22 protein-coding genes are annotated in these 26821 nt (G+C 68.3%); 11 read left to right on the top strand and 11 right to left on the bottom strand.

The window, feature by feature from the left end; genetic code table 11:
- Positions 1 to 66: 66 nt before the first annotated feature.
- The gene (locus MKW14_RS12445) at positions 67 to 1575 is read right to left on the bottom strand and encodes a glycosyltransferase family 87 protein (RefSeq protein ID WP_240862152.1); all 1509 of its coding nucleotides are present in this window, start codon (positions 1573 to 1575) and stop codon (positions 67 to 69) included.
- A 131-nt stretch (positions 1576 to 1706) separates the two neighbouring features.
- Complete coding sequence (locus tag MKW14_RS12440) at positions 1707 to 4364, bottom strand: transglycosylase domain-containing protein (protein WP_240862150.1); 2658 nt, start codon at positions 4362 to 4364, stop codon at positions 1707 to 1709.
- 353 nt (positions 4365 to 4717) lie between these two features.
- On the opposite strand from MKW14_RS12440, the gene MKW14_RS12435 reads away from it, so the two are divergent.
- The 4 genes from MKW14_RS12435 (at position 4718) to MKW14_RS12420 (ending at position 8538) form a co-directional block, all read left to right on the top strand.
- The gene (locus MKW14_RS12435) at positions 4718 to 5401 is read left to right on the top strand and encodes a PadR family transcriptional regulator (protein WP_240862149.1); all 684 of its coding nucleotides are present in this window, start codon (positions 4718 to 4720) and stop codon (positions 5399 to 5401) included.
- 44 nt (positions 5402 to 5445) lie between these two features.
- Positions 5446 to 6528, top strand: coding sequence for an inositol-3-phosphate synthase (locus MKW14_RS12430; RefSeq protein ID WP_240862148.1), 1083 nt, complete (start codon positions 5446 to 5448; stop codon positions 6526 to 6528).
- 101 nt (positions 6529 to 6629) lie between these two features.
- A complete protein-coding gene (locus tag MKW14_RS12425) occupies positions 6630 to 7922 on the top strand; it encodes an MFS transporter (protein WP_240862145.1) in 1293 nt (430 codons plus the stop codon).
- A gap of 91 nt (positions 7923 to 8013) precedes the next feature.
- Entirely contained in the window at positions 8014 to 8538 is a 525-nt protein-coding gene (locus tag MKW14_RS12420; protein ID WP_240862143.1) for an LppU/SCO3897 family protein, read from the top strand.
- 104 nt (positions 8539 to 8642) lie between these two features.
- Here MKW14_RS12420 and MKW14_RS12415 read toward each other — a convergent pair whose 3' ends face one another.
- Positions 8643 to 10085 (bottom strand): CCA tRNA nucleotidyltransferase, encoded by a 1443-nt coding sequence (locus tag MKW14_RS12415; protein ID WP_240862140.1) that lies wholly within the window; start codon positions 10083 to 10085, stop codon positions 8643 to 8645.
- A gap of 211 nt (positions 10086 to 10296) precedes the next feature.
- Here MKW14_RS12415 and MKW14_RS12410 point away from each other — a divergent pair, with 211 nt between their 5' ends.
- From MKW14_RS12410 to trxA, 7 genes are all read left to right on the top strand, one after another.
- Positions 10297 to 12687: a DUF6049 family protein gene (locus MKW14_RS12410; protein WP_240862138.1), complete on the top strand. Its 2391-nt coding sequence runs from the start codon at positions 10297 to 10299 to the stop codon at positions 12685 to 12687.
- Between the two features lie 43 nt (positions 12688 to 12730).
- Positions 12731 to 14986: a murein biosynthesis integral membrane protein MurJ gene (gene murJ / locus MKW14_RS12405; protein ID WP_240862136.1), complete on the top strand. Its 2256-nt coding sequence runs from the start codon at positions 12731 to 12733 to the stop codon at positions 14984 to 14986.
- Positions 14987 to 15126: 140 nt separating this feature from the next.
- On the top strand, positions 15127 to 16848 hold the full coding sequence (locus MKW14_RS12400) for a serine/threonine protein kinase (RefSeq protein WP_240862133.1): 1722 nt from the start codon (positions 15127 to 15129) through the stop codon (positions 16846 to 16848).
- A gap of 26 nt (positions 16849 to 16874) precedes the next feature.
- Complete coding sequence (gene sigM, locus MKW14_RS12395; protein ID WP_240862131.1) at positions 16875 to 17600, top strand: RNA polymerase sigma factor SigM; 726 nt, start codon at positions 16875 to 16877, stop codon at positions 17598 to 17600.
- Positions 17597 to 18475, top strand: a complete 879-nt coding sequence (locus tag MKW14_RS12390; RefSeq protein ID WP_240862129.1) for an anti-sigma factor family protein — start codon at positions 17597 to 17599, stop codon at positions 18473 to 18475. The genes sigM and MKW14_RS12390 overlap by 4 nt, the downstream gene beginning before the upstream one ends.
- Before the next feature lie 189 nt (positions 18476 to 18664).
- The gene (gene trxB, locus MKW14_RS12385) at positions 18665 to 19633 is read left to right on the top strand and encodes a thioredoxin-disulfide reductase (RefSeq protein ID WP_240862128.1); all 969 of its coding nucleotides are present in this window, start codon (positions 18665 to 18667) and stop codon (positions 19631 to 19633) included.
- Between the two features lie 43 nt (positions 19634 to 19676).
- The gene (trxA, locus tag MKW14_RS12380) at positions 19677 to 20006 is read left to right on the top strand and encodes a thioredoxin (protein WP_058924306.1); all 330 of its coding nucleotides are present in this window, start codon (positions 19677 to 19679) and stop codon (positions 20004 to 20006) included.
- 86 nt (positions 20007 to 20092) lie between these two features.
- Here trxA and MKW14_RS12375 read toward each other — a convergent pair whose 3' ends face one another.
- The 8 genes from MKW14_RS12375 to rnpA all read right to left on the bottom strand — a co-directional run bounded on the left by MKW14_RS12375 (position 20093) and on the right by rnpA (position 26814).
- On the bottom strand, positions 20093 to 20710 hold the full coding sequence (locus MKW14_RS12375; protein WP_240862126.1) for a GNAT family N-acetyltransferase: 618 nt from the start codon (positions 20708 to 20710) through the stop codon (positions 20093 to 20095).
- Between the two features lie 291 nt (positions 20711 to 21001).
- Positions 21002 to 22090, bottom strand: coding sequence for a ParB/RepB/Spo0J family partition protein (locus MKW14_RS12370; RefSeq protein ID WP_240862124.1), 1089 nt, complete (start codon positions 22088 to 22090; stop codon positions 21002 to 21004).
- Positions 22087 to 23160, bottom strand: coding sequence for a ParA family protein (locus tag MKW14_RS12365; RefSeq protein WP_208780343.1), 1074 nt, complete (start codon positions 23158 to 23160; stop codon positions 22087 to 22089). Before MKW14_RS12365 ends, MKW14_RS12370 begins: the two co-directional genes overlap by 4 nt.
- Before the next feature lie 265 nt (positions 23161 to 23425).
- Positions 23426 to 24142 carry a 16S rRNA (guanine(527)-N(7))-methyltransferase RsmG gene (gene rsmG / locus MKW14_RS12360; protein WP_240862123.1) on the bottom strand — a complete coding sequence of 239 codons (717 nt, stop codon included), beginning with the start codon at positions 24140 to 24142 and terminating at the stop codon, positions 23426 to 23428.
- 117 nt (positions 24143 to 24259) lie between these two features.
- Positions 24260 to 24772, bottom strand: a complete 513-nt coding sequence (locus MKW14_RS12355; RefSeq protein WP_188290077.1) for a Jag family protein — start codon at positions 24770 to 24772, stop codon at positions 24260 to 24262.
- 15 nt (positions 24773 to 24787) lie between these two features.
- Entirely contained in the window at positions 24788 to 26065 is a 1278-nt protein-coding gene (yidC, locus tag MKW14_RS12350) for a membrane protein insertase YidC (RefSeq protein ID WP_240862120.1), read from the bottom strand.
- A 3-nt stretch (positions 26066 to 26068) separates the two neighbouring features.
- On the bottom strand, positions 26069 to 26446 hold the full coding sequence (gene yidD, locus MKW14_RS12345) for a membrane protein insertion efficiency factor YidD (protein ID WP_208780332.1): 378 nt from the start codon (positions 26444 to 26446) through the stop codon (positions 26069 to 26071).
- Positions 26443 to 26814 (bottom strand): ribonuclease P protein component, encoded by a 372-nt coding sequence (gene rnpA, locus MKW14_RS12340; protein WP_133048360.1) that lies wholly within the window; start codon positions 26812 to 26814, stop codon positions 26443 to 26445. Before rnpA ends, yidD begins: the two co-directional genes overlap by 4 nt.
- Positions 26815 to 26821: the final 7 nt, after the last annotated feature.

Genomic DNA, 26821 nt, shown 5'->3' with positions numbered 1-26821 from the left:
AGCCGAAAGGCCGTACACGGGCACTCCGTGTACGGCCTTTGACATGGGGCCCTAAGCTCCGTTCGCTCAGAGCGAACTGTCCCTCGGTGGTGTGGCGCCGTGACTGCCCCACTCCACCTGCGGCCCGTCGAAGGGGGCCGCGTGCTGCGGAGGATGGGCGGCGGCTCCCAGGGCGAAGACGTCCTCCGCCCCGTCGAGTACGCCTCCTGAGGGGTCGTCGTCACCCGATCGGCGCACGGGGTCCCGTTCCGGCATGAGGATGTCGCGCACGACGACGGCGCACAGGAAGAGCGTCCCCAGGATGTGTACGCCGATCGCCCACTGGTAGCCGACCTCGGGCAGGCCCTTGTGGGCGTTCCCGCTGGTCGTGTACGCGAGGTACATCCAGATGCCGAGGTAGTACACGACCTCGCACGCCTGCCAGATCAGGAAGTCCCGCCACTTGGGCCGGGCCAGCACAGCCAGGGGGACGAGCCACAGGACGTACTGCGGCGAGTAGACCTTGTTGGTGACGATGAAAACGGCGACGATCAGGAACGCGAGCTGAGCGAAGCGCGGGCGGCGGGGAGCGGTCATCGTGAGCACCGCGATGCCGATGCAGCCGAGCACCACCAGTGACGTGGCCAGGTTGTTGACCGTGTCGGTGGAGAGCGGACTGGTCGAGTGCTGGGCCAGGATCAGCCAGAAAGAGCCGAAGTCGACGCCCCGGTCATGGCTGAACTTGTAGAACTGCACCCAGCCGTCCCAGGCGAAGAACATGACCGGAAGGTTGACCACGAGCCAGGAGACGACCGCACCTGCCAATGCCTTTCCGAAGTGCCGCCACTTGCCGGCACGCCAGCACAGCAGGAACAGCGGCCCCAGGAGGAACACGGGATAGAGCTTGGCGGCCGTGGCAAGGCCCAGGAGGACGCCAAAGGCGACGGGGCGGCTCCGGGACCACATCAGCATCGCCGCGGCCGTCAGAGCGACCGCCAGGAGGTCCCAGTTGATGGTCGCGGTCAGCGCGAAGGCGGGCGCCAGGGCGACCAGCAGACCGTCCCAGGGGCGGCGGGCGTGCGTGCGGGCCACGCAGACCGCGATGACCGCCGCGCACACCATGAGCATCCCGGCGTTGACCATCCAGTACCACTGTTCCTGGTCCTGGATGCTGCCGTTGCCGGGCGTGAGCCAGGCGGCCACCTCCATGAACACGCCGGTCAGCACCGGGTATTCGAGGTACGGCATGTCGCCGGGAAGCTTGTCGAAGTACGGCACGAGCCCGTCGGCGAATCCGCGTCCCTGGTAGAGGTGCGGGATGTCCGAGTAACAGGCCTTGGTGTACTGGGAGCTGGCGCCGAAGAACCAGGCGCTGTTGTAGCAGGGCGCCTTCTGGATCATTCCGAGGGCGAACATGCCGATCGCGACGAGCGCGACGACCCGGACGGGGGTCCACCAGGACGTCCCGAGCAGGGCGCGCCGCCCGAGGGGGCCGCCGATCAGCTCGCTGCCGGTCGTGGCGACCTTGTCCTCCTTGGTCGGCCGCACCAGGTCCGCTCCGTGCACGCTCGCTTGCGTCGATTCTGCGCTGGGCATGTCGCACATCCTGCCGTACATGTCTGGGAATACGCCGAGGGCCGCCCCACCCTCTCAGGTGCGGCGGCCCCTGTTTCACGTGAAACATGTGCACGTTTCACGTGAAACACCCGTGCTGGGCGTTTTGACGGCTAGCCGCCCCCGCCTCCGAAGAGGCCTCCATTGCCGTTGCCTCTGCTGTTGCCGGTCCCGGACGTGTCCGTCGCCGTCGGCGTCGAGGTCACGCCCCCGTCCGTGCCGCCGGTGTCGGTGCCGCCCGTGTCCGTGCACTGCCAGCTGAACCGGCAGGTCTCGCTCGGCGAGGGACTCGGGCTGGTCAGCGTCTGGCTGGGCGTCGGGCTCGGGGTCGGGCTCGACTCCGGGGTGTTCTCGACCGTCGGAGTGGGGGTCGGGCTCGGCACGTCGTTGACGACCTCACCGATGGGCTCCGGCGTCGGGAAGTCCTTCGCCGGCTCGTTCGCCAGCGCCTCGGCCATGTAGTCGTGCCAGATCTCCGCCGGGAACGACGCACCGTGGATCTTCTTCTGACCACCCGTTCCGTACATCTCCAGGAAGGTGCGGTTCTTCTGGGTCTCGTCGTCGTTGTAGCGGAACATCGTGATCGCCGTGGACAGCTGCGGGGTGTAGCCGATGAACCAGGCGGACTTGTTGCCGTCCGTGGTACCGGTCTTACCGGCGACCTCGCGTCCGGGCAGCCTCGCGGCGGTACCCGTGCCCTTGTCGACCACGGTCCTCAGCACGTCGGTGACGTTGTTGGCCACCGCCGGAGTGAAGGCCTCAGTGGGCTTGTCCGTGTGGGTGAAGACCGTGCCGTCCTTACTGGTGACCTTGGTGACGGAGAAGGGGTCACGCTGCTGGCCGCTTGCCGCGAAGGTGGCGTACGCGCCCGCCATACGGATCGCACTCGGGTCGGAGATACCGATCGAGAAGGACGGGAAGCTGGTGCCGGCCAGGCTGTTCGTCTTCAGACCGGCTGCAACGGCCGCGTCCTTGACCTTGTCCAGGCCGACGTCCATGCCGAGCTGCACGTAGGCGGAGTTCACCGACTCACGCATCGCCTCACGCAGGTCGATCTGGTAGTCGGGGGGATTGCCGTACGACTCGTTGCCGTCGTTGGTCTGCAGCCATTCCTCCCCCTTCTCGTTCTTCCAGATCGTGCCGTCGTAGTCCTTGATCTTCAGCTTGTTCTTGCCGCTGTACAGACTCTTCGGAGAGACCTGCGTCCGCTCGTCCTGCGCCTGTTCCGCGCCGAGGCTCTTGTCCCGCACACCCCACTGCATGGCCGCCGCGAGCACGAACGGCTTGAAGGTCGAACCGACCTGGGCACCGGTCTGGTCGGCGTTGTCGGTGAAGTGCTTGGTCGCGTCCTCACCGCCGTAGATCGCCTTGATGGCGCCGGTCGTCGGGTCCACGGAAGCGCCGCCGAACTGGACGTGGGTGTCGGTGTCCGGTCGCTGCTTGGGCTTGATGTTGGCCTTCTGGACCTTCGTGATCGAGGTCTGGAGTTCGTTGACCTTCTTCTTGTCGAAGGTCGTGTAGATCGAGTAGCCACCCTTCTGCAGGTCGTCGGCCGTGATCTCGGTGTTGTTGATCAGGTACGCCTTGGCGAGGTCGACGAGGTAGCCGACCTGGCCGCTCAGCTTGTTGTTGGACCGGGGGTTCTGCCAGGTGGGGAGCGTGGTGTACTTGGCCCGGTCCGCGGCGCTCAGATGGCCGTACTGCACCATCTTGTTCAGGGTGTCCTGCATCTGCGCCAGGGCCCGCTTCTGGTTGGCCTCAGGGGTGGCGGCCGGGTCGAGGGACGTCGCGCCGGCCGGGTCGTAGTACGTGGCGCCCTTGAGCATCGCGGCCAGGAAGGCGCACTCGCCGGGGTTCAGGTCGACGGCGTCCTTGTTGAAGTAGGCGCGCGCGGCCGCCTGGATGCCGTACGCCCCGCGCCCGTAGTACGCGGAGTTCAGATAGCCGGCCATGATCTCGTCCTTGGAGATCGTGGTGCCCACCTTGATCGAGACGAAGATCTCCTTGAGCTTGCGGGAGATGGTCTGCGACTGGTCGTTCAGCATCGCGTTCTTCACGTACTGCTGGGTGATGGTGGAGCCGCCCTGCGTCTCACCGCCCCTGGCCATGTTGAACACGGCCCGCGCGATGCCCTTCGGGTCGATGCCGCTGTCGGTGTAGAAGGTCTTGTTCTCCTGGGAGATGACGGCGTACTGCATCTCCTTGGGGATCTGCGAAAGGTTGACGATCTGACGGTTGGTCTCGCCACCCGTGGCGACCATCTCGCTGCCGTCGGACCAGTAGAAGACGTTGTTCTGGGCCGTCGCCGTCTTCGCGAGGTCCGGAACGCCCACCATGGCGTAGGCGATGCCCGCGGCGGCCACCAGGCTGCCGAAGAACCCGATGAAGAGCCCGCTCACCAGCTTCCAGGACGGAACCCAGCGCGCGGCGCCGTACTTACCCGCACGCGGGTAGTCGATGAACCGCTTCTGGGCGGGAGCGGCTGCCCGTCCGCGCCCGGGTGCGGGTCCGCCGCGTCGACCTCCGCGGGCGGGCTCGGCCGCTCTGCGGCGGCCTCCTGCGCTTCTCTGTGCGGCGCGGCGGGTGTCGGCTCGCCCTCCGTACGACCGTTCCTCGCCACCCAACTCCTGGCCCAGTCCGTAATCGGCCGGGGACCCGGTGGCGCCTCGCGGTGCCGCACGGCGGCCGGAGGGCAAGCCGGACTGGCCGCGTCGGGCCGCGGCACGTCCGCCTCCCTGCGGCTGCGGCGGTTTGCGACGGTGCTCGCTCATCGAACGACTACTCCTCGGGCAGGCGCACCCGTGCGCGCCTGGAAACGGCGGCTGGTTTCCGGTCCCCCCGAAGTACGGATGTGGTCGATCCCGCATTCATCCGTACGGCACCCAGGACGACGACGCTCCCTCGCGTCACTCGGCTCCCGGTGGTGTGCATGGCGCACAGACTACGCACCGTCAAAACCCGCCGAGTTCCCAAGTTCGCCCTAAACCAGACAACTTGCCTCGCATGAATAAGTGGTGTGATCCCGTTCACCGTTTCCCCACTTGTCCCATCCGGACGGTCGTTCTATCGTCGTGATGTATCGAGTCGATACATCGGAGCGAGATAAAGACGAGGAGGCGAGGGGATGAGCCGCAGGTCCGGGATCCTCGAGTTCGCCGTCCTCGGCCTGCTCCGCGAGTCCCCGATGCACGGATACGAGCTGCGCAAGCGGCTCAACACGTCACTGGGCGTGTTCCGCGCGTTCAGCTACGGGACGCTGTACCCCTGCCTCAAGACGCTGGTCGCCAACGGCTGGTTGACCGAGGAGTCGGGGAACGCTCCTGAGGACGCCCTCGCCGCACCACTCGCAGGGCGTCGCGCCAAGATCGTCTACAGGTTGACGGCGGAGGGCAAGGAGCACTTCGAGGAGCTGCTGTCGCAGACGGGCCCCGACGCGTACGAGGACGAGCACTTCGCCGCCCGTTTCGCCTTCTTCGGGCAGACGTCACGCGACGTGCGCATGCGCGTGCTGGAGGGCCGCCGCAGCCGGCTGGAGGAGCGTCTGGAGAAGATGCGTGTCTCCTTCGCCCGCACCCGGGAGCGCCTCGACGACTACACACTCGAGCTCCAGCGCCACGGGATGGAGTCCGTGGAGCGCGAAGTGCGCTGGCTGAACGAGCTCATCGAGAGCGAGCGGGCCGGACGGGACCTCAAGGGTCCTGAATCCGGGGGGCCCGCTCGGCACGACACCACATCTGGAGCGCCGGGCGTCCTGCCCCGGCCCGGGGACACCCCCGGGCCGGATACGCCCGACGACACCGCCACGTGAGCGCCCGGTCAGGGCCTCACTCGTACACACAGGGAGCAACCGGAATGGGTTCGGTTCGCGTAGCCATCGTCGGCGTGGGCAACTGCGCCGCGTCGCTGGTGCAGGGAGTCGAGTACTACAAGGACGCCGACCCGGCGTCGAAGGTCCCCGGCCTGATGCACGTGCAGTTCGGTGACTACCACGTCGGTGACGTCGAGTTCGTCGCCGCGTTCGACGTCGACGCCAAGAAGGTCGGCCTCGACCTCGCGGACGCGATCGGCGCCTCCGAGAACAACACCATCAAGATCGCCGACGTGCCGCACACCGGCGTGACGGTGCAGCGCGGCCACACCCTCGACGGTCTCGGCAAGTACTACCGCCTCACCATCGAGGAGGCCGCCGAGGAGCCGGTCGACGTCGTCCAGGTCCTCAAGGACAGGCAGGTCGACGTCCTCGTCTGCTACCTGCCCGTGGGCTCCGAGGACGCGGCGAAGTTCTACGCCCAGTGCGCCATCGACGCCAAGGTCGCCTTCGTCAACGCCCTTCCGGTCTTCATCGCCGGCACCAAGGAGTGGGCCGACAAGTTCACCGAGGCGGGCGTCCCGATCGTCGGCGACGACATCAAGTCCCAGGTCGGCGCCACCATCACGCACCGCGTCATGGCCAAGCTGTTCGAGGACCGGGGCGTCATCCTGGACCGCACGATGCAGCTGAACGTCGGCGGCAACATGGACTTCAAGAACATGCTCGAGCGCGAGCGCCTGGAGTCCAAGAAGATCTCCAAGACGCAGGCCGTCACCTCCCAGATCCCCGACCGGGACCTCGGCGAGAAGAACGTCCACATCGGCCCGTCCGACTACGTCGCCTGGCTCGACGACCGCAAGTGGGCCTACGTCCGCCTCGAGGGCCGCGCGTTCGGCGACGTCCCGCTGAACCTGGAGTACAAGCTCGAGGTCTGGGACTCCCCGAACTCCGCCGGCGTCATCATCGACGCCCTGCGCGCCGCGAAGATCGCCAAGGACCGCGGCATCGGCGGCCCGATCCTGTCGGCCTCCAGCTACTTCATGAAGTCCCCGCCGGTCCAGTACTTCGACGACGAGGCCCGCGAGAACGTCGAGAAGTTCATCAAGGGTGAGGTCGAGCGCTAAGCGGCTCGCAGCGCCACGCACTGAAAACGCTCCTGCCAGGGCTCCAGAGGGTCCCCGGGCCACGTGCCCGGGGACCCTCCCCGTATGTGAGGCTGTGCCCCATGTCCGTCGTCCGCGACCTGCGCGTCCTGCTCCGCTTCCGGAACTTCCGACGACTGCTGGCCGTACGACTGCTCTCCCAGGGAGCCGACGGGGTCTACCAGATCGCGCTCGCCGCCTACGTGGTCTTCTCTCCGGAGAAGCAGACCTCGGCCGCCGCCATCGCCTCCGCGATGGCGGTCCTGCTGCTCCCGTACTCCTTGGTCGGCCCCTTCGCCGGCGTTCTCCTGGACCGCTGGCGCCGTCGCCAGGTCTTCCTCTACGGCAACCTGCTGCGCGCCCTGATGGCCTCGGCCACAGCCGTCCTGATCCTCACCCACGTCCCGGACTGGCTCTTCTACGCCTCCGCGCTCTGCGTCACCGCCGTCAACCGCTTCGTCCTCGCGGGACTGTCCGCCGCCCTGCCGCGCGTCGTGGACGAGGAACGGCTGGTCATGGCCAACTCCCTGTCGCCGACCGCCGGAACGCTCGCCGCGACCGTCGGCGGAGGTCTCGCCTTCGTCGTGCGGCTGGTGGTGGCCGACTCGGACGCCGCCGTGGTGCTGCTGGGCGCCCTGCTCTACCTGTGCGGGGCGTTCGCCTCTCTGCGCCTGGCACCCGGGCTGCTGGGGCCCGACCAGGAGTTGGTACAGCCGCGCCTCCGTACGGCACTCGCCGGGACCGCTCGCGACCTGACGGCAGCGGTACGGCACCTGACCGCTCCAGCGCGCCGGGAGGCGGCCTGGGCGCTCCTGACGATGACGCTGATGCGGTTCTGCTACGGCGCCCTCCTGGTCATGCTGCTGATGCTGTGCCGGTACGCCTTCTCCTCGGACACGGACGACGGACTGCGGCTGCTGGGACTGGCCTTGGGGACGTCCGCCGCCGGCTTCTTCGCGGCCGCCGTCGTGACGCCGTGGGCGGCGGGACGGCTCGGTCCCGGCCGCTGGATCGTCGTGTGCGCGGCGAGTGCCGCGGTGCTGGAGCCTGCGCTCGGGCTCCCGTTCGCCGTCGGTCCCATGCTCGTCGCGACGTTCGTCCTGGGTCTGACGACGCAGGGGGCGAAGATCGCGACGGACACGATCGTGCAGTCCCGCGTCGACGACGGCTTCCGCGGGCGGATCTTCTCCGTCTACGACGTCCTGTTCAACATCGCCTTCGTCGGCGCCGCCGCGGTCGCCGCACTGATGCTGCCACCCGACGGCCGTTCCACGACCGTGGTCGTCGCGGTCGCCGTTGGCTACGGAGCAATTGCTGCGACTATGGCCCGCTTTGAGCACCGTAAGTGTCACATGAAGGCCACAGAGTCCACCTGAGTCACAGCAGTGTCAGTGGCGGCCGGTAACTTACCTCCGTCTTACGCGTCTCTTATGTGCGCAGCTCATTCACTTTCAGGGGGACACCCACATGACCACTCCGCCTCAGGGCCAGAACCCGTTCGCCCAGGACCAGCAGCCCTACGGCCAGCCGCAGCCCCAGGCTCCGTACCCGCCGCACGCCGCCTACCCCCAGCAGCCGGGTCAGCCCGGGCAGCCCGGGTTTCCCCCGCCGGGGGCCGCGCCGTACGCCCCGGTTCCGGCGCAGCCTCGCCGCAAGCTGAGCTTCAAGACGATCAAGAACATCGTCATCGTCGCGGTCGTGGCCGTCGCGGCCATCGTGGGCTACATAGCCAGCCAGGACGACGCCAACACCGCCAAGGTCGGTGACTGCATGCACCGCGGCAGCACCTCCGACACCAACCCGGACCTCGAGGTGGTCGACTGCGGCTCGTCGAAGGCCCAGTACGTGGTGCTGGCCAAGGTGAAGGGGTCGTACTCCACCGAGCTCTCGGCTTCGACGAAGTGTGAGGCCGCGGCCAAGGACTTCCAGTACACGTACACCGAGTCCGGCGACAGCAGCGACTTCCTGCTCTGCCTGAAGGACTACAAGTAACGAGGGCGTGCAGCGCCGGGGCGGTGTTTCACGTGAAACACCGCCCCGGCGCATGTCGTGTGGCGGCATGTTTCACGTGAAACATGCCGCCGGTTCACAGAGGTTCAGCTCTGTTCGGCCCACCACTCCTTGAGCGCGGCCACCGCCGTGTCGTGCTCCATCGGTCCGTTCTCCAGCCGCAGTTCCAGCATGTGGCGGTAGGCACGGCCGATGACCGGCCCCGGGGCGACACCCAGGATCTCCATGATCTGATTGCCGTCCAGGTCCGGGCGGATGGCGTCCAGCTCCTCCTGCTCCTGGAGTTGAGCGATGCGCTCCTCCAGACCGTCGTAGGCGCGGGACAGTGCCGCCGCCTTCCGCTTGTTGCGGGTGGTGCAGTCCGAGCGGGTCAGCTTGTGGAGCCGACCCAGGAGGGGGCCGGCGTCACGGACATAGCGGCGGACCGCGGAGTCCGTCCATTCACCCGTGCCGTATCCGTGGAAGCGCAGGTGGAGTTCGACCAGGTGTGAGACGTCCTTCACCATTTCGTTGGAGTACTTGAGTGCTGTCATGCGCTTCTTGGTCATCTTCGCCCCCACCACCTCGTGGTGGTGGAACGAGACCCGTCCGTCCTTCTCGAAGCGACGGGTACGTGGCTTTCCGATGTCATGCAGGAGCGCCGACAGACGCAGGGTGAGATCGGGACCGTCCTCCTCCAGCGCGATCGCCTGTTCCAGGACGATGAGCGTGTGCTCGTAGACGTCCTTGTGGCGGTGGTGCTCGTCGCTCTCCAGTCGTAGGGCCGGCAGCTCGGGCAGAACGTGGTCGGCGAGGCCGGTGTCGACGAGGAGGGTCAGGCCCTTGCGCGGATTGCCGGACAGGATCAGCTTGTTGAGCTCGTCCCGCACCCGCTCCGCCGAGACGATCTCGATCCGCCCCGCCATCTCCTTCATGGCCGTCACGACCTCGGGAGCCACCTCGAAGTCGAGCTGAGCGGCGAAGCGCGCCGCGCGCATCATCCGTAGCGGGTCGTCCGAGAAGGAGTCCTCGGGAGTGCCAGGGGTACGCAGCACACGGGCGGCGATATCGGCGCGTCCATCGTGGGGATCGATGAACTTCTGCTCGGGAAGCGCGAGAGCCATCGCGTTCACGGTGAAGTCCCGCCGGACGAGATCCTCCTCGATCGAGTCGCCGTATGCCACCTCGGGCTTGCGGGAGGTACGGTCGTACGCCTCGGACCGGTAGGTCGTCACCTCGATCTGGTAGCCGTCCTTCTGCGCACCGACCGTGCCGAAGGCGATGCCGACCTCCCACACGGCGTCGGCCCAGGGCCGGACGATCTTGAGGACGTCCTCGGGGCGGGCGTCGGTCGTGAAGTCGAGGTCGTTGCCGAGCCGTCCCAGCAGCGCGTCCCGGACCGAGCCGCCGACGAGGGCGAGTGAGAACCCGGCCGCCTGGAAGCGGCGGGCGAGGTCGTCTGCGACAGGGGCGACCCTCAGCACCTCGTCCGGTGTGCTGGACGGAGCCTGGTTCAGGGCACGGGCGTTGTCTTCGTTGGCGTTCGGCACAACAGAAGAGGGTACGTGGCCCGAACGACCGTGGGCGCCTCCATTGAACGTGCACAACCCCGCGGTCCTTATACAGCCACATATGGGACGGCACGATCTTGTTCCCCGATCTTGCGGAGCAGTCCGCGGCACTTACCCTCAGCGCGCATCGTTACCATGCGTGGACGCACATTGCGACGACCACTGACGACGACGAGGGACGGGCGAGCGCGTGGCCGAGGCGGCAGACTTCCAGGGGACGAGTCCCTCACCTGCCCGCCGCTGGCTGCGGCGCTCCGGGGCGCTGCTCGCCGGGGCGCCGCTGCTGGCCGGTCTGTTGCAGCTGCCCGTCGCGGGCCACGCGGACGCCGTGGGCCGGACCGCCCTGCAGGACGCCTCCGGTTCCGGCTCGGTGGCCATCTCCCTCGACTCCCTGAGCCCGACCGCCCCCACGGACGGCGACACCCTCACCGTGTCCGGGACAGTGACCAACAACGGCAAGCAGGCGGTCACCGACGCCCATGTGGGACTGCGCGTCGGCCCCGAGCTGACCACGCGTTCCGGCATCGACAGCGCCGCTCAGAACAGCGACAGCCTCCAGGGTCCCAGCGGCACGGAGGTCGGCGGGAAGTACATCGAGGACTTCGCCAAGCTCACTCCGGGGGTCGCCGAGCCCTTCAGCATCTCCGTTCCGGTCGACAAGCTGAACCTCGGCGACGACGGGGTGTACCAGTTCGCCGTCTCGCTCTCCGGCCAGACCTCCGCCCAGCCGTGGGACCAGGTGCTCGGTGTCCAGCGGACCTTCCTGCCCTGGCAGCCCGACACCGCGGACACCAAGACGAAGACGACGTTCCTGTGGCCCCTGATCTCCGACGTCCACATGACGGCGGAGACCGGGTCGAACCAACAGCAGACGCCGGTCTTCCTCAACGACGACCTCGCCAAGGCGATCTCTCCCGGCGGCCGCCTGGACGAGATGCTCTCACTGGGCAAGAACCTCGACGTGACCTGGGTCGTCGACCCCGACCTGCTGGCCTCCGTCGACGCCATGACCGGCAGCTACAAGATCCAGACCGCGAGCGGCACCACGGCGGGCACGCACCAGGCGATCGCGAAGCAGTGGCTCGACGAGCTGCAGCAGGCGGTGGCGGACAAGGAGGTCGTCGCCCTCCCCTTCGCCGACCCGGACCTGGCCTCCCTCGCCCACAACGGCACCAGCGTCACCGGCTCGCTGAGCCACCTCAAGGAAGCCACGGACGTCGCCGCCACCACGGTGAAGACGGTGCTGCACGTCACCCCGACGACCGACTTCGCCTGGCCCGTGGACGGCGCCGTCGACCCGTCGATCGTGAAGGTCGCCACCTCCGCGGGCGCCGACCAGATCATCGCCCGAAGCGACAGCCTCCAGGAGACCGGCGGCCTGCCGTACACGCCCTCCGCTGCCCGTCCGATCGGTGGCGGCATCACGGCGGTGGTCGCGGACTCCCGTCTGTCGACGGCCTTCCAGGGCGATCTGAGCAGGGCCTCCGCGTCCACATTGGCCGTGCAGAGGTTCCTCGCCCAGAGCCTCGCCCTGAACACCCAGACGAACAAGCAGCGCACCATCGTCGTCGCCCCGCAGCGCATCCCGACGACCCGCCAGGCCCAGGCCATGGCCGAGGCCGTGACGGACCTCGAGGCCGGGAACTGGTCCCAGACCGAGAAGCTCACGGCGGCCGCGAAGGCCAAGCCGGACCCGGGCGCCACCACCAAGGTGCCGCCGGCTTCGGAGTACCCCTCCTCGCTGCGCAAGCAGGAGCTGCCGCGCTCGGCCTTCGAGCAGATCGCGGGCACCGAGGACAAGCTCGACAACTTCAGGGTGATCCTGAGCAACGAGTCGCGGGTGGTGACCCCCTTCGGGCGGGCCATGAACCGCGAGATGTCCACGTCGTGGCGCGGCCGCCGGTATGCCGCGCAGAGCTTCCGCACCGACGTGGACACCTACCTCACCGGCCTGACCGGCCAGGTCAAGCTGATCGACAAGTCCGACACCAAGCTGTCCGGACGCAGCGCCACGATCCCCGTCACGGTCCAGAACAACCTGGTGCAGGGCGTCCAGCACCTGGTGCTGCGGCTCACCTCGAACAGCCCCACCCGCCTCAAGATCGGCGACGGCGCCTACGACGAACAGCCCATCGCGGTCTCCGGCGGCCACAGCCAGACGGTGAAGTTCACCACGACGGCCAAGGCCAACGGCCAGGCGACCGTGACGGCCCAGCTGTACACGGAGGACGGCCAGAAGTACGGCGGCCCGGTCTCCTTCGAGGTCAAGGTCACCGAGTTCACGGCCACCGTGATGCTGGTCATCGGCGGCGGCTTCCTGCTGCTCGTTCTCGCCGGTTTCCGCATGTACACCCAGCGCAAGCGGGCAGCCGCCCGCGAAGCCGCGGAGAACGGTCCCGACGACGCGGCGGCCGAGGGCGGTGAGGGACCGGAGAACCCCGAGGGCCCGGACGGCCGTCTCAAGGAGGAGTCGGGCACCGATGCCCGGGCAGACGACCCGCAGCAGCCGAGTGACCCGACAGCGGACACCGCAGCGGAAAGCACGGACCCGTCCGGCACGGGTGAGAGAGTGGACCGTTGAGGATGTCGTGGCCGTGGGCCCGGGACTATGAGGTGGGGTAACCATGAACGCGCCGTACGACGGTGACCGCGGCCAGGCCGTGGGCAGCTCGGGGTACCCCGAGGGCCCGCCGCCCGAGCCCGGTCAGGTGCCGCCGCAGCCGCCCGCCGACATGTACCTCCAGGACACCTACGACCAGGACCCCTACCGCGCACAGGACCTGGCGGCGCAGGATCCCGTCGCCGAGGCGCTCTACGACCGTGCCGCGCACCCTCCGCCGCCCCCGGGCAGCTACCAGCCGCAGCAGCCGCTGTACGCCCAGCCGCCCCAGTCGCCGTACGCTCCCGACCCGCGCATGTGGGCCCGGCCCCCGGCGCCCGAGCCGGACGGCGCGACCCAGTACCTGCCGCACGGCGACGACCCCCGCACCACCCAGTACGTCGGTGTCGACGACCTGGTGACCCGGGCCGGCGAGGAGCGCCCCGAGCACGACGCGTTCGCGCATCTCTTCCGGGACCAGCAACAGGGCGCCGGGCCCCTGACCCCCGAACCCCTGATGGTGCCGGCCCCGGCGACCGCTCCGGGAGCGCAGACCCCCATGTCGGCGCCGGTCGACGACCAGACCATGAACCTCACTCCCACGCCCGCCGCACCCCCGGCCGCCGCCGCGGCTCCGGCCGTGAAGAAGGGCGGCCGGGCCTCCGGGCTGCTGCAGTCCAGTGCCGTCATGGCCGCGGGCACGATGGTCTCCCGCCTCACCGGCTTCGTCCGCTCCGCGCTGATCGTCTCGGCGCTCGGCACCGCTCTCCTCGGCGACACCTTCCAGGTGGCCTACCAGTTGCCGACGATGATCTACATCCTCACCGTGGGCGGCGGTCTCAACTCCGTCTTCGTCCCGCAGCTGGTGCGTTCGATGAAGGAGGACGAGGACGGTGGCGAGGCCTTCGCCAACCGGCTGCTGACCTTGGTGATGGTCGCGCTGGCCGCTCTCACCGTGGTCGGTGTCCTCATCGCGCCGCTCCTGGTGCGGATGCTGTCGAACCCCGTGGCGAGCGATCCCGCCGCCAACGAGGTCGCCATCACCTTCACCCGGTACTTCCTGCCCTCGATCTTCTTCATGGGCGTCCACGTGGTGATGGGTCAGGTCCTCAACGCCCGCGGGAAGTTCGGCGCCATGATGTGGACGCCGGTCCTCAACAACATCGTCATCATCGTGACGCTCGGCATGTTCCTGTGGGTGTACGGCACCTCCAGGGACTCGGGCATGAGCGTCACCACCATTCCGCCGGAGGGCCAGCGGCTCCTCGGCATCGGCGTCCTGCTCGGCCTCGTCGTCCAGGCACTGGCCATGATCCCCTACTTGCGTGAGACGGGCTTCCGGCTGCGGCTGCGCTTCGACTGGAAGGGCCACGGTCTCGGCAAGGCGGCGATGCTCGCCAAGTGGACCGTGCTCTTCGTCCTCGCGAACCAGGCGGGCGCCCTCGTCGTCACCCAGCTGGCCACCGCGGCCGTCAAGGACACGAACCTCGCCGGTACCGGCTTCTCCGCCTACGCCAACGCCCAGCTCATCTGGGGCCTGCCGCAGGCCATCATCACCGTCTCCCTGATGGCCGCCCTGCTGCCGCGCCTCTCACGCTCGGCTGCCGAGGGCGACGGCGGCGCCGTCCGTGACGACATCTCCCAGGGCCTGCGCACCACGGCCGTCGCGATCGTGCCGATCGCATTCGGCTTCCTCGCCCTCGGCATCCCGATGTGCACGCTCATCTTCGGCACCTCGGGCACCGGCGCGGCCACCAACATGGGCTACATGCTGATGGCCTTCGGGCTCGGACTGATCCCGTACTCCGTGCAGTACGTCGTCCTGCGCGCCTTCTACGCCTACGAGGACACCCGGACCCCCTTCTACAACACGGTCATCGTGGCCGCGGTCAACGCTGGGACCTCCGCCCTCTGTTACCTCGTGCTGCCGGCCCGCTGGGCGGTCGCCGGCATGGCCGCCGCCTACGGCCTCGCCTACGCCATCGGCGTCGGTGTCGCCTGGAACCGGCTGCGCAAGCGGCTGGGCGGCGACCTGGACGGCACCCGCGTCCTGCGGACGTACGCCAGGCTCGGCATCGCCTCGGTGCCCGCGGCCGCCCTCAGCGGCGCCGCCTGCTACGGGATCGGCCACACGCTCGGTCAGGGCGTCGTCGGGTCCTTCGCGTCGCTGCTGGTCGGTGGGGCGGTCCTGCTCGGGACGTTCTTCCTCGCGGCTCGCAAGATGCGCATCGAGGAGCTCAACTCGCTGGTCGGCATGGTCCGCGGGCGTCTGGGGCGCTGACGCGGGGGTACGCGCACAACCATCGTCCGCCACCGTGTGTCGTGCATAGCGGCGGACTGTGGGCACAATTGGTTTCGGCGTCGGACGGCGCGCACGGATGGCGGTCGGCGCGCGCAATGGATGGGGAGGCAGGGACGACGGTGGCGGAACGGAGCACGGCTGCCGTCGACGTGGCAGACAACAGCGGCGACGAGCCGCTGACCGCACAGGCGGACCAGTCCACGGCCGACGGGGTGGCCCAGAACCGGGAGCGGGACACGGAGATCGACGAGGCACAGGGGAGTGGCGGGACCGAAGGTTCCGGGGAGGCCTCGGCGCCCGAACTGCACAGCGGCCACAAACTCGCCAGACGGTACCGCCTGGAGGAGTGCGTCACCCGTCTGGACGGATTCAGCAGTTGGCGTGCCGTGGACGAGAAACTCCGCCGCGCCGTCGGCGTCCACATCCTGCCCGCCGACCATGCGCGGGCGCGTTCCGTACTGGCCGCGGCCCGTTCCTCGGCGCTGCTCGGTGATCCGCGCTTCGTGCAGGTGCTGGACGCGGTCGAGGAGAACGACCTCGTCTACGTCGTCCACGAGTGGCTCCCCGACGCCGTCGAGCTGACCACCCTCCTCGCGCCGGGCCCGCTCGAGGTGTACGAGGCGTACCAGATGGTCAGTCAGATCGCCTCCGCGATGGCGGCCGCGCACCGTGAGGGACTGGCCCATCTGCGCCTGAACCCCAACGCCGTGCTGCGCACGTCGACCGGCCAGTGGCGCATCCGCGGCCTCGCCGTGAACGCCGCGCTGCGCGGCATCAGCTCCGCCACCCCGCAGCGCACCGACACGGAGGCCATCGGCGCGCTGTTGTACGCGGCGCTCACCCAGCGCTGGCCGTACGAGAGCGACGCCTACGGTCTGTCCGGGCTGCCCAAGGACGTCGGCCTGATCGCGCCGGACCAGGTGCGGGCGGGTGTGCACCGCGGCCTCTCCGAGCTCAGCATGCGCGCGCTGGCCAACGACGGGGCGACCGCTTCCCGGCACGAGTCCCCCTGCACGACGCCGGAGGAGCTGGTGAAGGCGATCGGCGAGATGCCACGCATCCGCCCGCCGGAGCCGGCGTTCACCGCCCCGCCGGAGTACCAGCGCACGACCTACCAGCAGGGCACCTACGGCCGTCCGGCACCCCACCCGGGCGCCACCCAGCCCGTCCCGTCACCGCCTGCCCCGCTGCAGAGCCGTACCGGCAGGGCACTGAAGTGGGCCGTGTCGGCGCTCCTCATCGCCGCGCTGGGGCTGGGCAGTTGGCAGCTCGCGGAAGTCCTCATGGACAGCGGCAACAAGTCCGACGACACCAACAAGACCCAGACGACGGACGGCAACGACAAGAACAGCAAGGCGCCGAAGCCGGTCAGGACCCTTGCCATCGAGGGAGCGCAGGAATACGTCGCCAAGGGCGACGCACAGCACCCCAACGACGTCGACAAGACCTACGACCACGACAGTTCCACGTACTGGCGCACCGCCAGCTACAAGGACGGTCCGAACATGAACCCCCTCTTCAAGCCCGGCGTCGGTATCGTCTACGACTTCGGCTCGCAGCAGGAGGTGTCCGCAGCCTCGATAGGGCTTCTGTTCGGCGGCAACCACACGACCGTCACGCTGTACGCGACCGATTCCATGAGTTCGTCGGTTGCGCTGACGTCGATGACGAAAATGGGGTCGGTGACGACGACGGGAACGACCGCCAAGGTGACGGTCACCAAGCCGGTGAAGAGCCGGTACGTGCTCGTCTGGTTCACGGCCCTGCCGTACGCGCCGGGAGACGCGTACAGCGACGCGGGATACAAGCAGGCCATCACCGACCTGAAGTTCACAGGCTGAGCACGTCGTACACGGGAGGGGGTCCGATGGCAGATGAGAACGCATATGGCGACGCAAGTGATCAGGACCTTCTCGCCCGCCATGTAAAGGGCGACCCGGACGCCTTCGGTGAGCTCGTGCGCCGGCATCGGGATCGTCTCTGGGCCGTGGCGCTGCGGACGCTGGGCGACCGTGAGGAAGCCGCCGACGCCGTCCAGGACGCGCTGGTGTCCGCCTACCGGGCCGCCCACACCTTCCGGGGCCAGTCGGCTGTCACGACGTGGCTCCACCGCATCACGGTGAACGCCTGTCTGGACCGCGCCCGGAAGGCTGCCTCGCGCAAGACCGCTCCCGTCGACGACACCGAACGACTGGAGCAGCTGCTGGAGCCACACGAGGAGGCGTCGGCCCCTGCGGAGCGCAACGACCTGCACCGCCAGCTGCTGGAGGCGCTCGGCACCCTCCCGCCCGACCAGCGTGCTGCCCTCGTCCTCGTGGACATGCAGGGCTACCCCGTCGCCGAAGCCGCCGCCATGCTCGACGTCCCGACCGGAACCGTCAAGAGCCGCTGCGCCCGGGGCAGAGCGAGACTCCTGCCGCTGCTCACCCACCTCCGGCCGGAAGGCGCCGGCACCGGAAAAGAACAGGGTGAGAGGCGGAACCGGACTCAGGGGACATCCGTCCCACCGGCAGCGGGGCCGCCGACTGCCGGTCCACGTGATACCGGGCCAAGCGATTCAGCTGCTGTGAAGGGCGGAGGTGGGCGAGCGTGACATCCACGACGGACATGGCCGGGCACCCGGACGTCGCCGAAATCTCCGACCTCACCGAGGGTCTCCTTCCCGCGGCCCGTACCGCCGACATACGGCAGCATCTCGACGGGTGCGAACTCTGCGCGGACGTCTATGCGTCCTTGGAGGAGATCCGGGGACTGCTCGGCACGCTTCCCGGACCGCCGCAGATGCCCGCCGACGTCGCCGGTCGCATCGACGCCGCCCTCGCCGCAGAGGCACTCCTGCGTTCCACAGCACCTGACTCCGACGACACCGCTCATGTTTCACGTGAAACGTCGGCCACCGCAGATCGCCCCTCCGGGCGGGCACGGGTCTCGACGACCGGACCGGGCCGCAAGAACCGCAAGAGGGCGGGACGTCGTAGGATCGCCGTTCTCGGTGGCGTCTTCGCCATCGCCGCTCTGGGACTCGGATCCGTGCTGATCGCCACACTCGACGACGGCAAGCCCTCCAGCCCGGAGGCAGGCGGCCGGCAGACCGCGACGGCGGACACCTTCTCCGACACCCGGCTCGAGAAGCAGGTGACCGACCTCCTGGCGAAGGCGCAGACCCAGGGACGCGGTTCCTCCGCGCCGCACAGCAGCGTGGGCATGCAGAGCGACCCTGGCATCGTCTCGCCCAAGCTCGACCGTGCGCCCTCGGTGCCCCCCTGCATCCAGAACGGCATCGGCCGCAATGACGTGGCGCTGGCGACCGAGGAGGGCACCTACAAGGGCACCCACGCCCTGCTCGTCGTTCTCTCCGATCCCTCGGACAGCACCAAGGTGAACGCGTACCTCGTCGACACGGCGTGCGTCTCCCATCCGCCGACGAAGGCCAAGGTTCTGCTGAGGCAGTCCTACACCCGGCCGTAGCGCCGAGGCTTCGTCTGCGTCTCCCGTGGTATCCCGTACGGTGTCGCGTCTTCCCATGCTCCGGCGCCATGCTCCGTGTGCCCGGACACAGCGGGAATGCGCGCCCCTTAGGATCCGTTGGGTGGGGTGAGCGTTCCGAAAGGCGCTCCCGCCGGTCCAACGACGCAGACCAGAGACGAGGAACTAGCCGTGAGCGACGTCCGTAACGTGATCATCATCGGCTCCGGGCCCGCCGGCTACACGGCGGCGCTCTACACCGCGCGCGCGTCGCTGAAGCCGCTGGTCTTCGAGGGCGCCGTCACCGCCGGTGGTGCGCTCATGAACACCACCGAGGTGGAGAACTTCCCCGGCTTCCAGGACGGCATCATGGGTCCCGAGCTCATGGACAACATGCGCGCCCAGGCCGAGCGTTTCGGCGCCGAGCTCGTCCCGGACGACGTCGTCTCCGTCGACCTGACCGGTGAGATCAAGACCGTCACGGACACCGCCGGCACCGTCCACAAGGCGAAGGCCGTCATCGTCACCACCGGCTCGCAGCACCGCAAGCTCGGCCTGCCGAACGAGGACGCGCTCTCCGGTCGCGGTGTCTCCTGGTGTGCCACCTGCGACGGCTTCTTCTTCAAGGACCAGGACATCGCCGTGATCGGCGGCGGCGACACCGCGATGGAGGAGGCCACCTTCCTCTCCCGCTTCGCCAAGTCCGTGACGATCGTCCACCGCCGGGACACCCTGCGCGCCTCCAAGGCGATGCAGGAGCGCGCGTTCGCCGACCCGAAGATCAAGTTCGTGTGGGACAGCGAGGTAGCCGAGATCCAGGGCGACCAGAAGCTGGCGGGCCTGAAGCTGCGCAACCTCAAGACCGGCGAGCTGAGCGACCTGGCGGTCACCGGTCTGTTCATCGCGATCGGCCACGACCCGCGCACCGAACTCTTCAAGGGGCAGCTCGACCTGGACGAGGAGGGCTACCTCAAGGTCGACGCCCCCTCGACCCGCACCAATGTGACCGGTGTGTTCGCCGCCGGTGACGTCGTCGACCACACCTACCGCCAGGCGATCACCGCCGCCGGCACCGGTTGCTCCTCCGCTCTCGACGCCGAGCGTTTCCTCGCCGCCCTGGCGGACGAGGAGCAGGCCGAGCCCGAGAAGACCTCCGTCTGACCCCCTTCTGCCCCACCGCACACCAGTTAAAGGAGCCCCCGCCGTGGCCGACCTGAAGAACGTGACCGACGACTCCTTCGAGCAGGACGTCCTCAAGAGCGACAAGCCTGTTCTGGTGGACTTCTGGGCCGCCTGGTGCGGTCCGTGCCGCCAGATCGCCCCGTCGCTCGAGGCGATCGCCAAGGAGTACGGCGACAAGATCGAGGTCGTCAAGCTCAACATCGACGAGAACCCTGGTACGGCCGCCAAGTACGGCGTCATGTCCATCCCGACGCTGAACGTCTACCAGGGCGGCGAGGTCGCCAAGACCATCGTCGGTGCGAAGCCGAAGGCCGCGATCGTCCGTGACCTCGAGGACTTCATCGCCGAGTGACGTTGCCGAGTGACGTTTCACGTGAAACATGAGGGGCCGACCCGGACGGGTCGGCCCCTTCGCGTTGACGCGGCCTGTCAGGCCCCTCAGAGGGGACGGAGCGCCGGTTCCTTCTGTACGGCCCCCAGGAGCCGGTCGAGCGCCATCTCCACGTCTTCCTTCCAGGAGAGCGTCGTACGCAGCTCCAGCCGTAGGCGGGGGTACGTGGGGTGCGGCCGTACGGTCTTGAAGCCCACCGCAAGGAGGTGGTCGGCCGGCAGCACACACGCGGGCTCCTTCCACCGCGCGTCTCCGAAGGCTTCGATGGCCTTGAAGCCCCGGCGCAGGAGATCCTTGGCGACCGTCTGGACCATCACCCGTCCCAGCCCCTGCCCCTGGTACCCCGGCATGATGAACGCGGTCATCAGCTGTACCGCGTCCGGCGACATGGGGCTCGTGGGAAACGCGGTGGAGCGGGGGACGTACGCGGGCGGTGCGTAGAGCACGAAGCCCACCGGTACGTCGTCGACGTACACGACCCGGCCGCACGATCCCCAGTCGAGGAGGACGGCCGAGATCCATGCCTCTTTCTCCAGCGCGGCCGTGCCCGCGTTTACCGCGGCCTCACCGCTGACGGGATCCAGTTCCCAGAAGACACACGAGCGGCAACGCTTGGGAAGGTCCTGAAGGTTGTCCAGCGTGAGCGGTACGAGCCGACGCCCCATGAAGGCTGTTCCTCGCTTCCTTCGCCCGCAGCGTCACGAGCGGCTGTCAGAGCGCTCCGTTCCCTCAGCAGGCTACCGACGAAACCGCCGACCGCGCCGAGTCCAAGGCCCGCGCCCACCAGCCCGGTGCGGCTCATCGTTCGCATGGCCCCTGCCCCCTCTCAGAGGTACTGCCAGGCGGATGCGCCATACCTGAACGCATCGTATCCACACAGCCATTTCATCGATACCGCCTGAAAGCAAAGAGCGGGCCGTGTCCGTACACACCGGACACGGCCCGCCACTGACTGCCTAGGCCTCGGACTCCTCCGAGTCACCCTCCGCAAGGCCCTTCTGCAGAACTGGACCCTCGCCCGGGGCGAGCGTGTCGAGGATCCGCTCGAGGTCCTCCATGGAGGCGAACTCGACTGTGATCTTCCCCTTCTTCTGCCCCAGGTCGACCTTCACCCGCGTCTCGAAGCGGTCCGAGAGCCGAGTCGCCAGGTCGCTGAGCGCCGGGGAGACCCGGGCCCCGGCCCGGGGGCCCTTGGAGCGCTGAGCCGTCTGCGGCCGCGAGCCCATGAGGGTCACGATCTCCTCGACGGCCCGGACGGAGAGACCCTCGGCCACGATCCGGTGGGCGAGTCGGTCCTGCTCCTCCGAGTCCTCGACGGACAGCAGCGCCCTGGCGTGACCGGCGGAGAGGACTCCCGCGGCCACCCGCCGCTGGACCGCCGGCGAGAGCTTCAGCAGACGCAGGGTGTTGGAGACCTGCGGACGGGATCGACCGATACGGTCGGCCAGCTGGTCATGCGTGCAGTTGAAGTCCTTCAGGAGCTGGTCGTAGGCCGCGGCCTCTTCCAGTGGGTTCAGCTGCGCGCGGTGCAGGTTCTCCAGGAGGGCGTCCAGGAGAAGCTTGTCGTCCTCCGTGGCCCGCACGATCGCCGGAATCGCCTCGAGACCGGCCTCACGGCTGGCCCGCCAGCGCCGCTCACCCATGATGAGCTCATAGCGCGCGGGGCCGACCTGCCGTACGACGACGGGCTGGAGGAGGCCGACCTCCTTGATGGAGGTGACGAGTTCCTGCAGTGCGTCCTCGTCGAAGACGTCACGCGGCTGGCGAGGGTTCGGGCTGATGGAGTCGAGGGGAAGTTCCGCGAAGTGGGCGCCCACGGGAGGTGCGGGCGTCTCCACGGCGCCGTACAGCGACGGCTCCTCGGTTTCATGTGAAACAGGCGGCAGTGTGGCCACCTTCGCCGCCGCCACTCCGCGGTCGGTCGTCAGCACCGGAACCGATGCGGGTGACGCGGGAGCCGCGGCCGGGGCCGGCGTCCTCTCCGTCGGGGCTGCGGGGATCAGTGCGCCGAGACCACGGCCCAAACCCCTCCGTCGCTCGCTCACTGAATCCCCTCCACCATGCTCGGGTTGCTCTGGGCGCCGATATGGGCCTGCGTCGGGTCGTAGCTGACGCCGACGCCCTTCAGAGCGATTTCTCGTGCCGCCTCAAGATAGGACAAGGCACCGCTGGACCCCGGATCATAGGTCAGCACTGTCTGTCCGTAGCTCGGCGCCTCAGAGATGCGGACCGAGCGGGGAATGCTTGTCCGCAGCACCTCGTCGCCGAAGTGGGTGCGCACCTCTTCCGCGACCTGCGACGCGAGCCGCGTCCGGCCGTCGTACATGGTGAGCAGAATCGTCGAGACATGCAGGGCGGGGTTGAGGTGCCCCCGCACCAGGTCGACATTGCGCAGCAGTTGCCCCAGGCCTTCCAGCGCGTAGTACTCGCACTGGATCGGGATGAGCACCTCAGCACCGGCGACCAACGCGTTGACCGTCAGCAGGCCGAGCGAGGGCGGGCAGTCGATGAGGATGTAGTCCAGCGGATGCTCGTACGCCTGGATCGCCCGCTGCAGTCGGCTCTCACGCGCCACCAGGGACACCAGCTCAATCTCCGCACCGGCGAGATCGATGGTGGCGGGCGCACAGAAGAGTCCTTCCACATCAGGGACGGGCTGGACGACTTCGGCCAGAGGCTTGCTGTCGATCAACACGTCGTAGATGGAGGGCACTTCGGCATGGTGGTCGATTCCCAGGGCCGTGGACGCGTTGCCCTGGGGGTCGAGGTCGACCACGAGGACACGGCCACCGTGCACAGCCAGTGAAGCGGCGAGGTTGACCGTAGTCGTCGTCTTCCCCACGCCGCCCTTCTGGTTGGCGACCACGATGATGCGGGTCTGCTCGGGCCGTGGCAGGCCCTCGCCGGCGCGATTCAGCGCCTCCACCGCCAGTTGGGCAGCACGACCGATCGGAGTGTCGTCCATCGGAGGCGGTGTTTCACGTGAAACATCCTCCCCCATCGACTCGGTACGGGGACCGGGGACCGGATCGGTCATCGGTCCCGCGATGTTGGCGTCGGACCGCAAGGATTCACTCTCCTCGACTTCAGGCTCGCAATGAACAGAGCCTCCCATGTCTTCGGGGTTGTGAACCAGTGAGGCCTGTTGTTCTGTGGAGAAATCCACCTCTGTGGACAACTCCACACCCTCATCGAGTGAACCAAGAGGCTTTCGGTCGCGGGGTTCGGCCGCAGCGCGGCCCCGGCTGATGATGCCGTGCAACAGTGAGCGACGTTTCACGTGAAACACGATGCACAGCAGCGGTGATCGAACTGTCGCGACACTCCGGCGTGCGTAGGTTTGGCAGCTTGTGTGGAGTACGTCTCGTCGTCAGGACGGATCAGCGGCGTCGACGCGCGCGACCGGTGCGGGCGGCCTTCGCACGCTTGGCCGCGAAGCGCACACCGCCGGGGCTCTCCCCGACCTCGACCCGGACGACCGTGGACAAGGGATCCACCACTCCCTCACCCACATGCAGGATGGAGGTCTCCACGGCGCCGAGCTTGCTGAGCGCCGTAGCAGCGCTCTTGAGCTCTTCCTCCGCCGTATCTCCCTTGAGCGCCAGCATCTCGCCGTAGGGACGCAGCAGGGGGATTCCCCAGGTGGCCAGCCGGTCCAGCGGGGCCACCGCCCGCGCCGTCACCACATGGACCGGAGTGAGCTTGCCCATGACCTCTTCGGCGCGGCCGCGGACGACCGTCACGTGGTCCAGGCCCAGCAGCTCCACGACCTCGGTGAGGAAGTTGGTCCGCCGCAGCAAGGGCTCCAGCAGGGTGATCTTCAGGTCCTCCCGGACGAGCGCCAGGGGGATGCCCGGCAGGCCGGCCCCCGAGCCGACGTCGCACACGGTGACGCCCTCGGGTACGACCTCCGAGAGCACCGCGCAGTTCAGCAGATGCCGCTCCCACAGGCGGGGCACTTCTCGTGGGCCGATCAGACCCCGCTGCACACCCGCCTCGGCGAGCAGCTCCGCATAGCGCACAGCGTCCGCGAAGCGATCGCCGAACACCTCACGCGCATGCTCGGGCGCAGGGGGGAGCTCCGCTGCCTCCGTCACGGGGACCGTCCTTCCATACCACACCGGCGCACCGGCACCGACCACCAGAACTATCAGGCTGACAAAGACCGGCCCCGTCTGCTCAACAGACGGGGCCGGAGGGACGTGGGGGACCGATCAGGCGGGAAGCACGACGACGAAGCGCTGCGGCTCCTCGCCCTCGGACTCGCTGCGCAGGCCCGCGGCCTTGACCGCGTCGTGCACCACCTTGCGCTCGAACGGCGTCATCGGCTTCAGCTTCACCGGCTCGCCGGTGTTCTTCACATCGGCGGCGGCCTTGGCACCCAGCTCGGACAGCTCGGCACGCTTCTTGGCCCGGTAGCCCGCGATGTCCAGCATCAGCCGGCTGCGGTCCCCGGTCTCCCGGTGGACGGCCAGGCGCGTCAGCTCCTGCAGCGCCTCCAGCACCTCGCCGTCGCGGCCGACCAGCTTCTGCAGGTCTCGGCTCCCCGCGTCGCTGATGATCGAGACAGCGGCGCGGTCGGCCTCGACGTCCATGTCGATGTCGCCGTCGAGATCGGCGATGTCCAGCAGACCCTCGAGGTAGTCCGCCGCGATCTCGCCCTCCTGCTCCAGGCGGGTCAGGGTGTCTGCACCCTCGGCGGCGGCGGAGGTGGTGCCTTCCGTCACGGGATGGGCTCCTTCTTACTTCTTGGACGGGGACTTGGGGCGCTGCGGGCCTTTGCGCTGCCCGGACTGGGCCTTGCTGCGGGTGCCGGCGCCGGGCTGTGGAGCGGCCTTCTCGGCAGGGGCGGCAGGCTTGGCGTCCTCGGGCTCGTCGGACTTGCTCAGCGAGGTGGTCTCACCGGCCGGCTTGGCGCCGCCGGACTGCCGCTGGGCCTTGGTCTGACGCTTGGGCTGCTGGCGCTTGGGAACGGCGGTGCCGGTCGTCGTCGTGGGCGTACCGTCCTCAGTCTGGACCGCCACGGCGCTGTCGCTCCTCACCACGGTGCCGTCGGCCTGGGCCGCGAGGCCCGCCTTGTTCAGACCGTTGATGAACTTGCGCTCGAACTCGTTGCGGTCGCGACCCTTGGTGACGATCGCCTTGACGATCGTCTTCTCGCTGCGGCGACGGACCTTGCCGTGCTGCGTGACGTGCTTGCTCAGGCGCTCCAGGTAGGCGGCCTGGGCCTTGGAACCCGGGGTCGGGTTGTTGTGGATGACGTACATCTGCTGGCCCATGGTCCACACGTTGGTGGTCAGCCAGTAGACGAGGACACCGACCGGGAAGTTGATGCCGAAGACGGCGAACATGACCGGGAAGACGTACATCAGCATCTTCTGCTGCTGCATGAACGGCGTCTTCACCGTGGTGTCGACGTTCTTCGTCATCAGCTGGCGCTGCGTGTAGAACTGCGAGGCCGACATCAGGACGATCATGAGCGCGGTGACGACCCGCACGTCGGTGACCGTGGCGCCCAGGGCGTGGACGGTGGCGGCGCCGTCCTTGAACTTCGCGGCGAGCGGTGCCCCGAAGATGTGCGCCTTACGGGCGCTGGCCAGCAGCGAGTCGTTGATGACGCCGATGGTCTTGCCCGAGGCGATGCCGTTGAGCACGTGGTACAGGGCGAAGAAGAACGGGGACTGCGCCAGGATGGGAAGGCACGAGGAGAGCGGGTTGGTGCCCGTCTCCTTGTACAGCTTCATCATCTCTTCGGACTGACGCTGTTTGTCGTTCTTGTAGCGCTCCTGGATCTTCTTCATCTCCGGCTGGAGCGTCTGCATGGCCCGCGTCGACTTGATCTGCTTCACGAAGAGCGGGATCAGGCAGATACGGATCAGGATCACCAGGGACACGATCGACAGGCCCCAGGCCCACCCGGTGTCGGGGCCGAAGATGGCGCCGTACATCTTGTGGAACTGGACGATGACCCATGAGACGGGTGTCGTGATGAAGCTGAAGAGGCTGGCAATCGTGTCCACTAATCATGCTCCTTGGGCATGGGACGAGGTCTCTGCGGCCGGGCTCGAAGGAGGATTCTCTTCGGTGCTCGAAACAGGATTCTCTTCGGTGACCGGTTCGGCGGCGGAGGGCCCGCCCCTGCGTGCGCGCCAGGCGTCACGCAGCATTTCGTGCCACCGCGGGCGCTTGCGCTCAGGGACATGGTCCACACCGCCCAGCGACCACGGATTGCACCGCAGGATGCGCCAGGCCGTGAGCGCCGTGCCCTTGATGGCGCCGTGGCGGTCGATGGCCGTGTAGCCGTAGTGGGAACACGACGGGTAGTACTTGCACACCGGTCCGAGCAGCGGACTGATCGTCCACTGGTACAGCTTGATCAGAGCCAGCAGCGGGTACTTCATCGCGCGCCCCCTCCCAGCAGCCGCTCCAGGGCGGCATCCAGGTCTCGGGCCAGTTGGGCATGGTCGGCGTCACCCGCACCGGGCAGCGCTCGTACGACTACCAGGCTACCGGGGGGAAACAGGGCGACTCGGTCGCGCATCAGATGACGAAGCCTGCGCTTCACCTTGTTGCGGACGACCGCTCCGCCCACGGCCTTGCTCACGACGAAACCCGCACGCGTCGGGGGAGCGCTCTCCCCAGGCGCGTGCGGGTCCGTGGCACCGCTACGAAGATGGACGACGAGGGACGGGCGGCCGGCCCGGCGCCCTCGTCGTACCGCGGTCGCGAAGTCCTCGCGCCGCCTCAGCCGGTTCTCGGTGGGCAGCACGACGGCA

Origin of the sequence: Streptomyces gilvus, assembly GCF_022513565.1 — a bacterium.
GTDB classification, from domain to species: Bacteria; Actinomycetota; Actinomycetes; order Streptomycetales; family Streptomycetaceae; genus Streptomyces; species Streptomyces gilvus.
The sequence above is the reverse complement of the archived record's forward strand: the minus strand, read 5'-3'. Positions and strand labels throughout refer to the sequence as shown.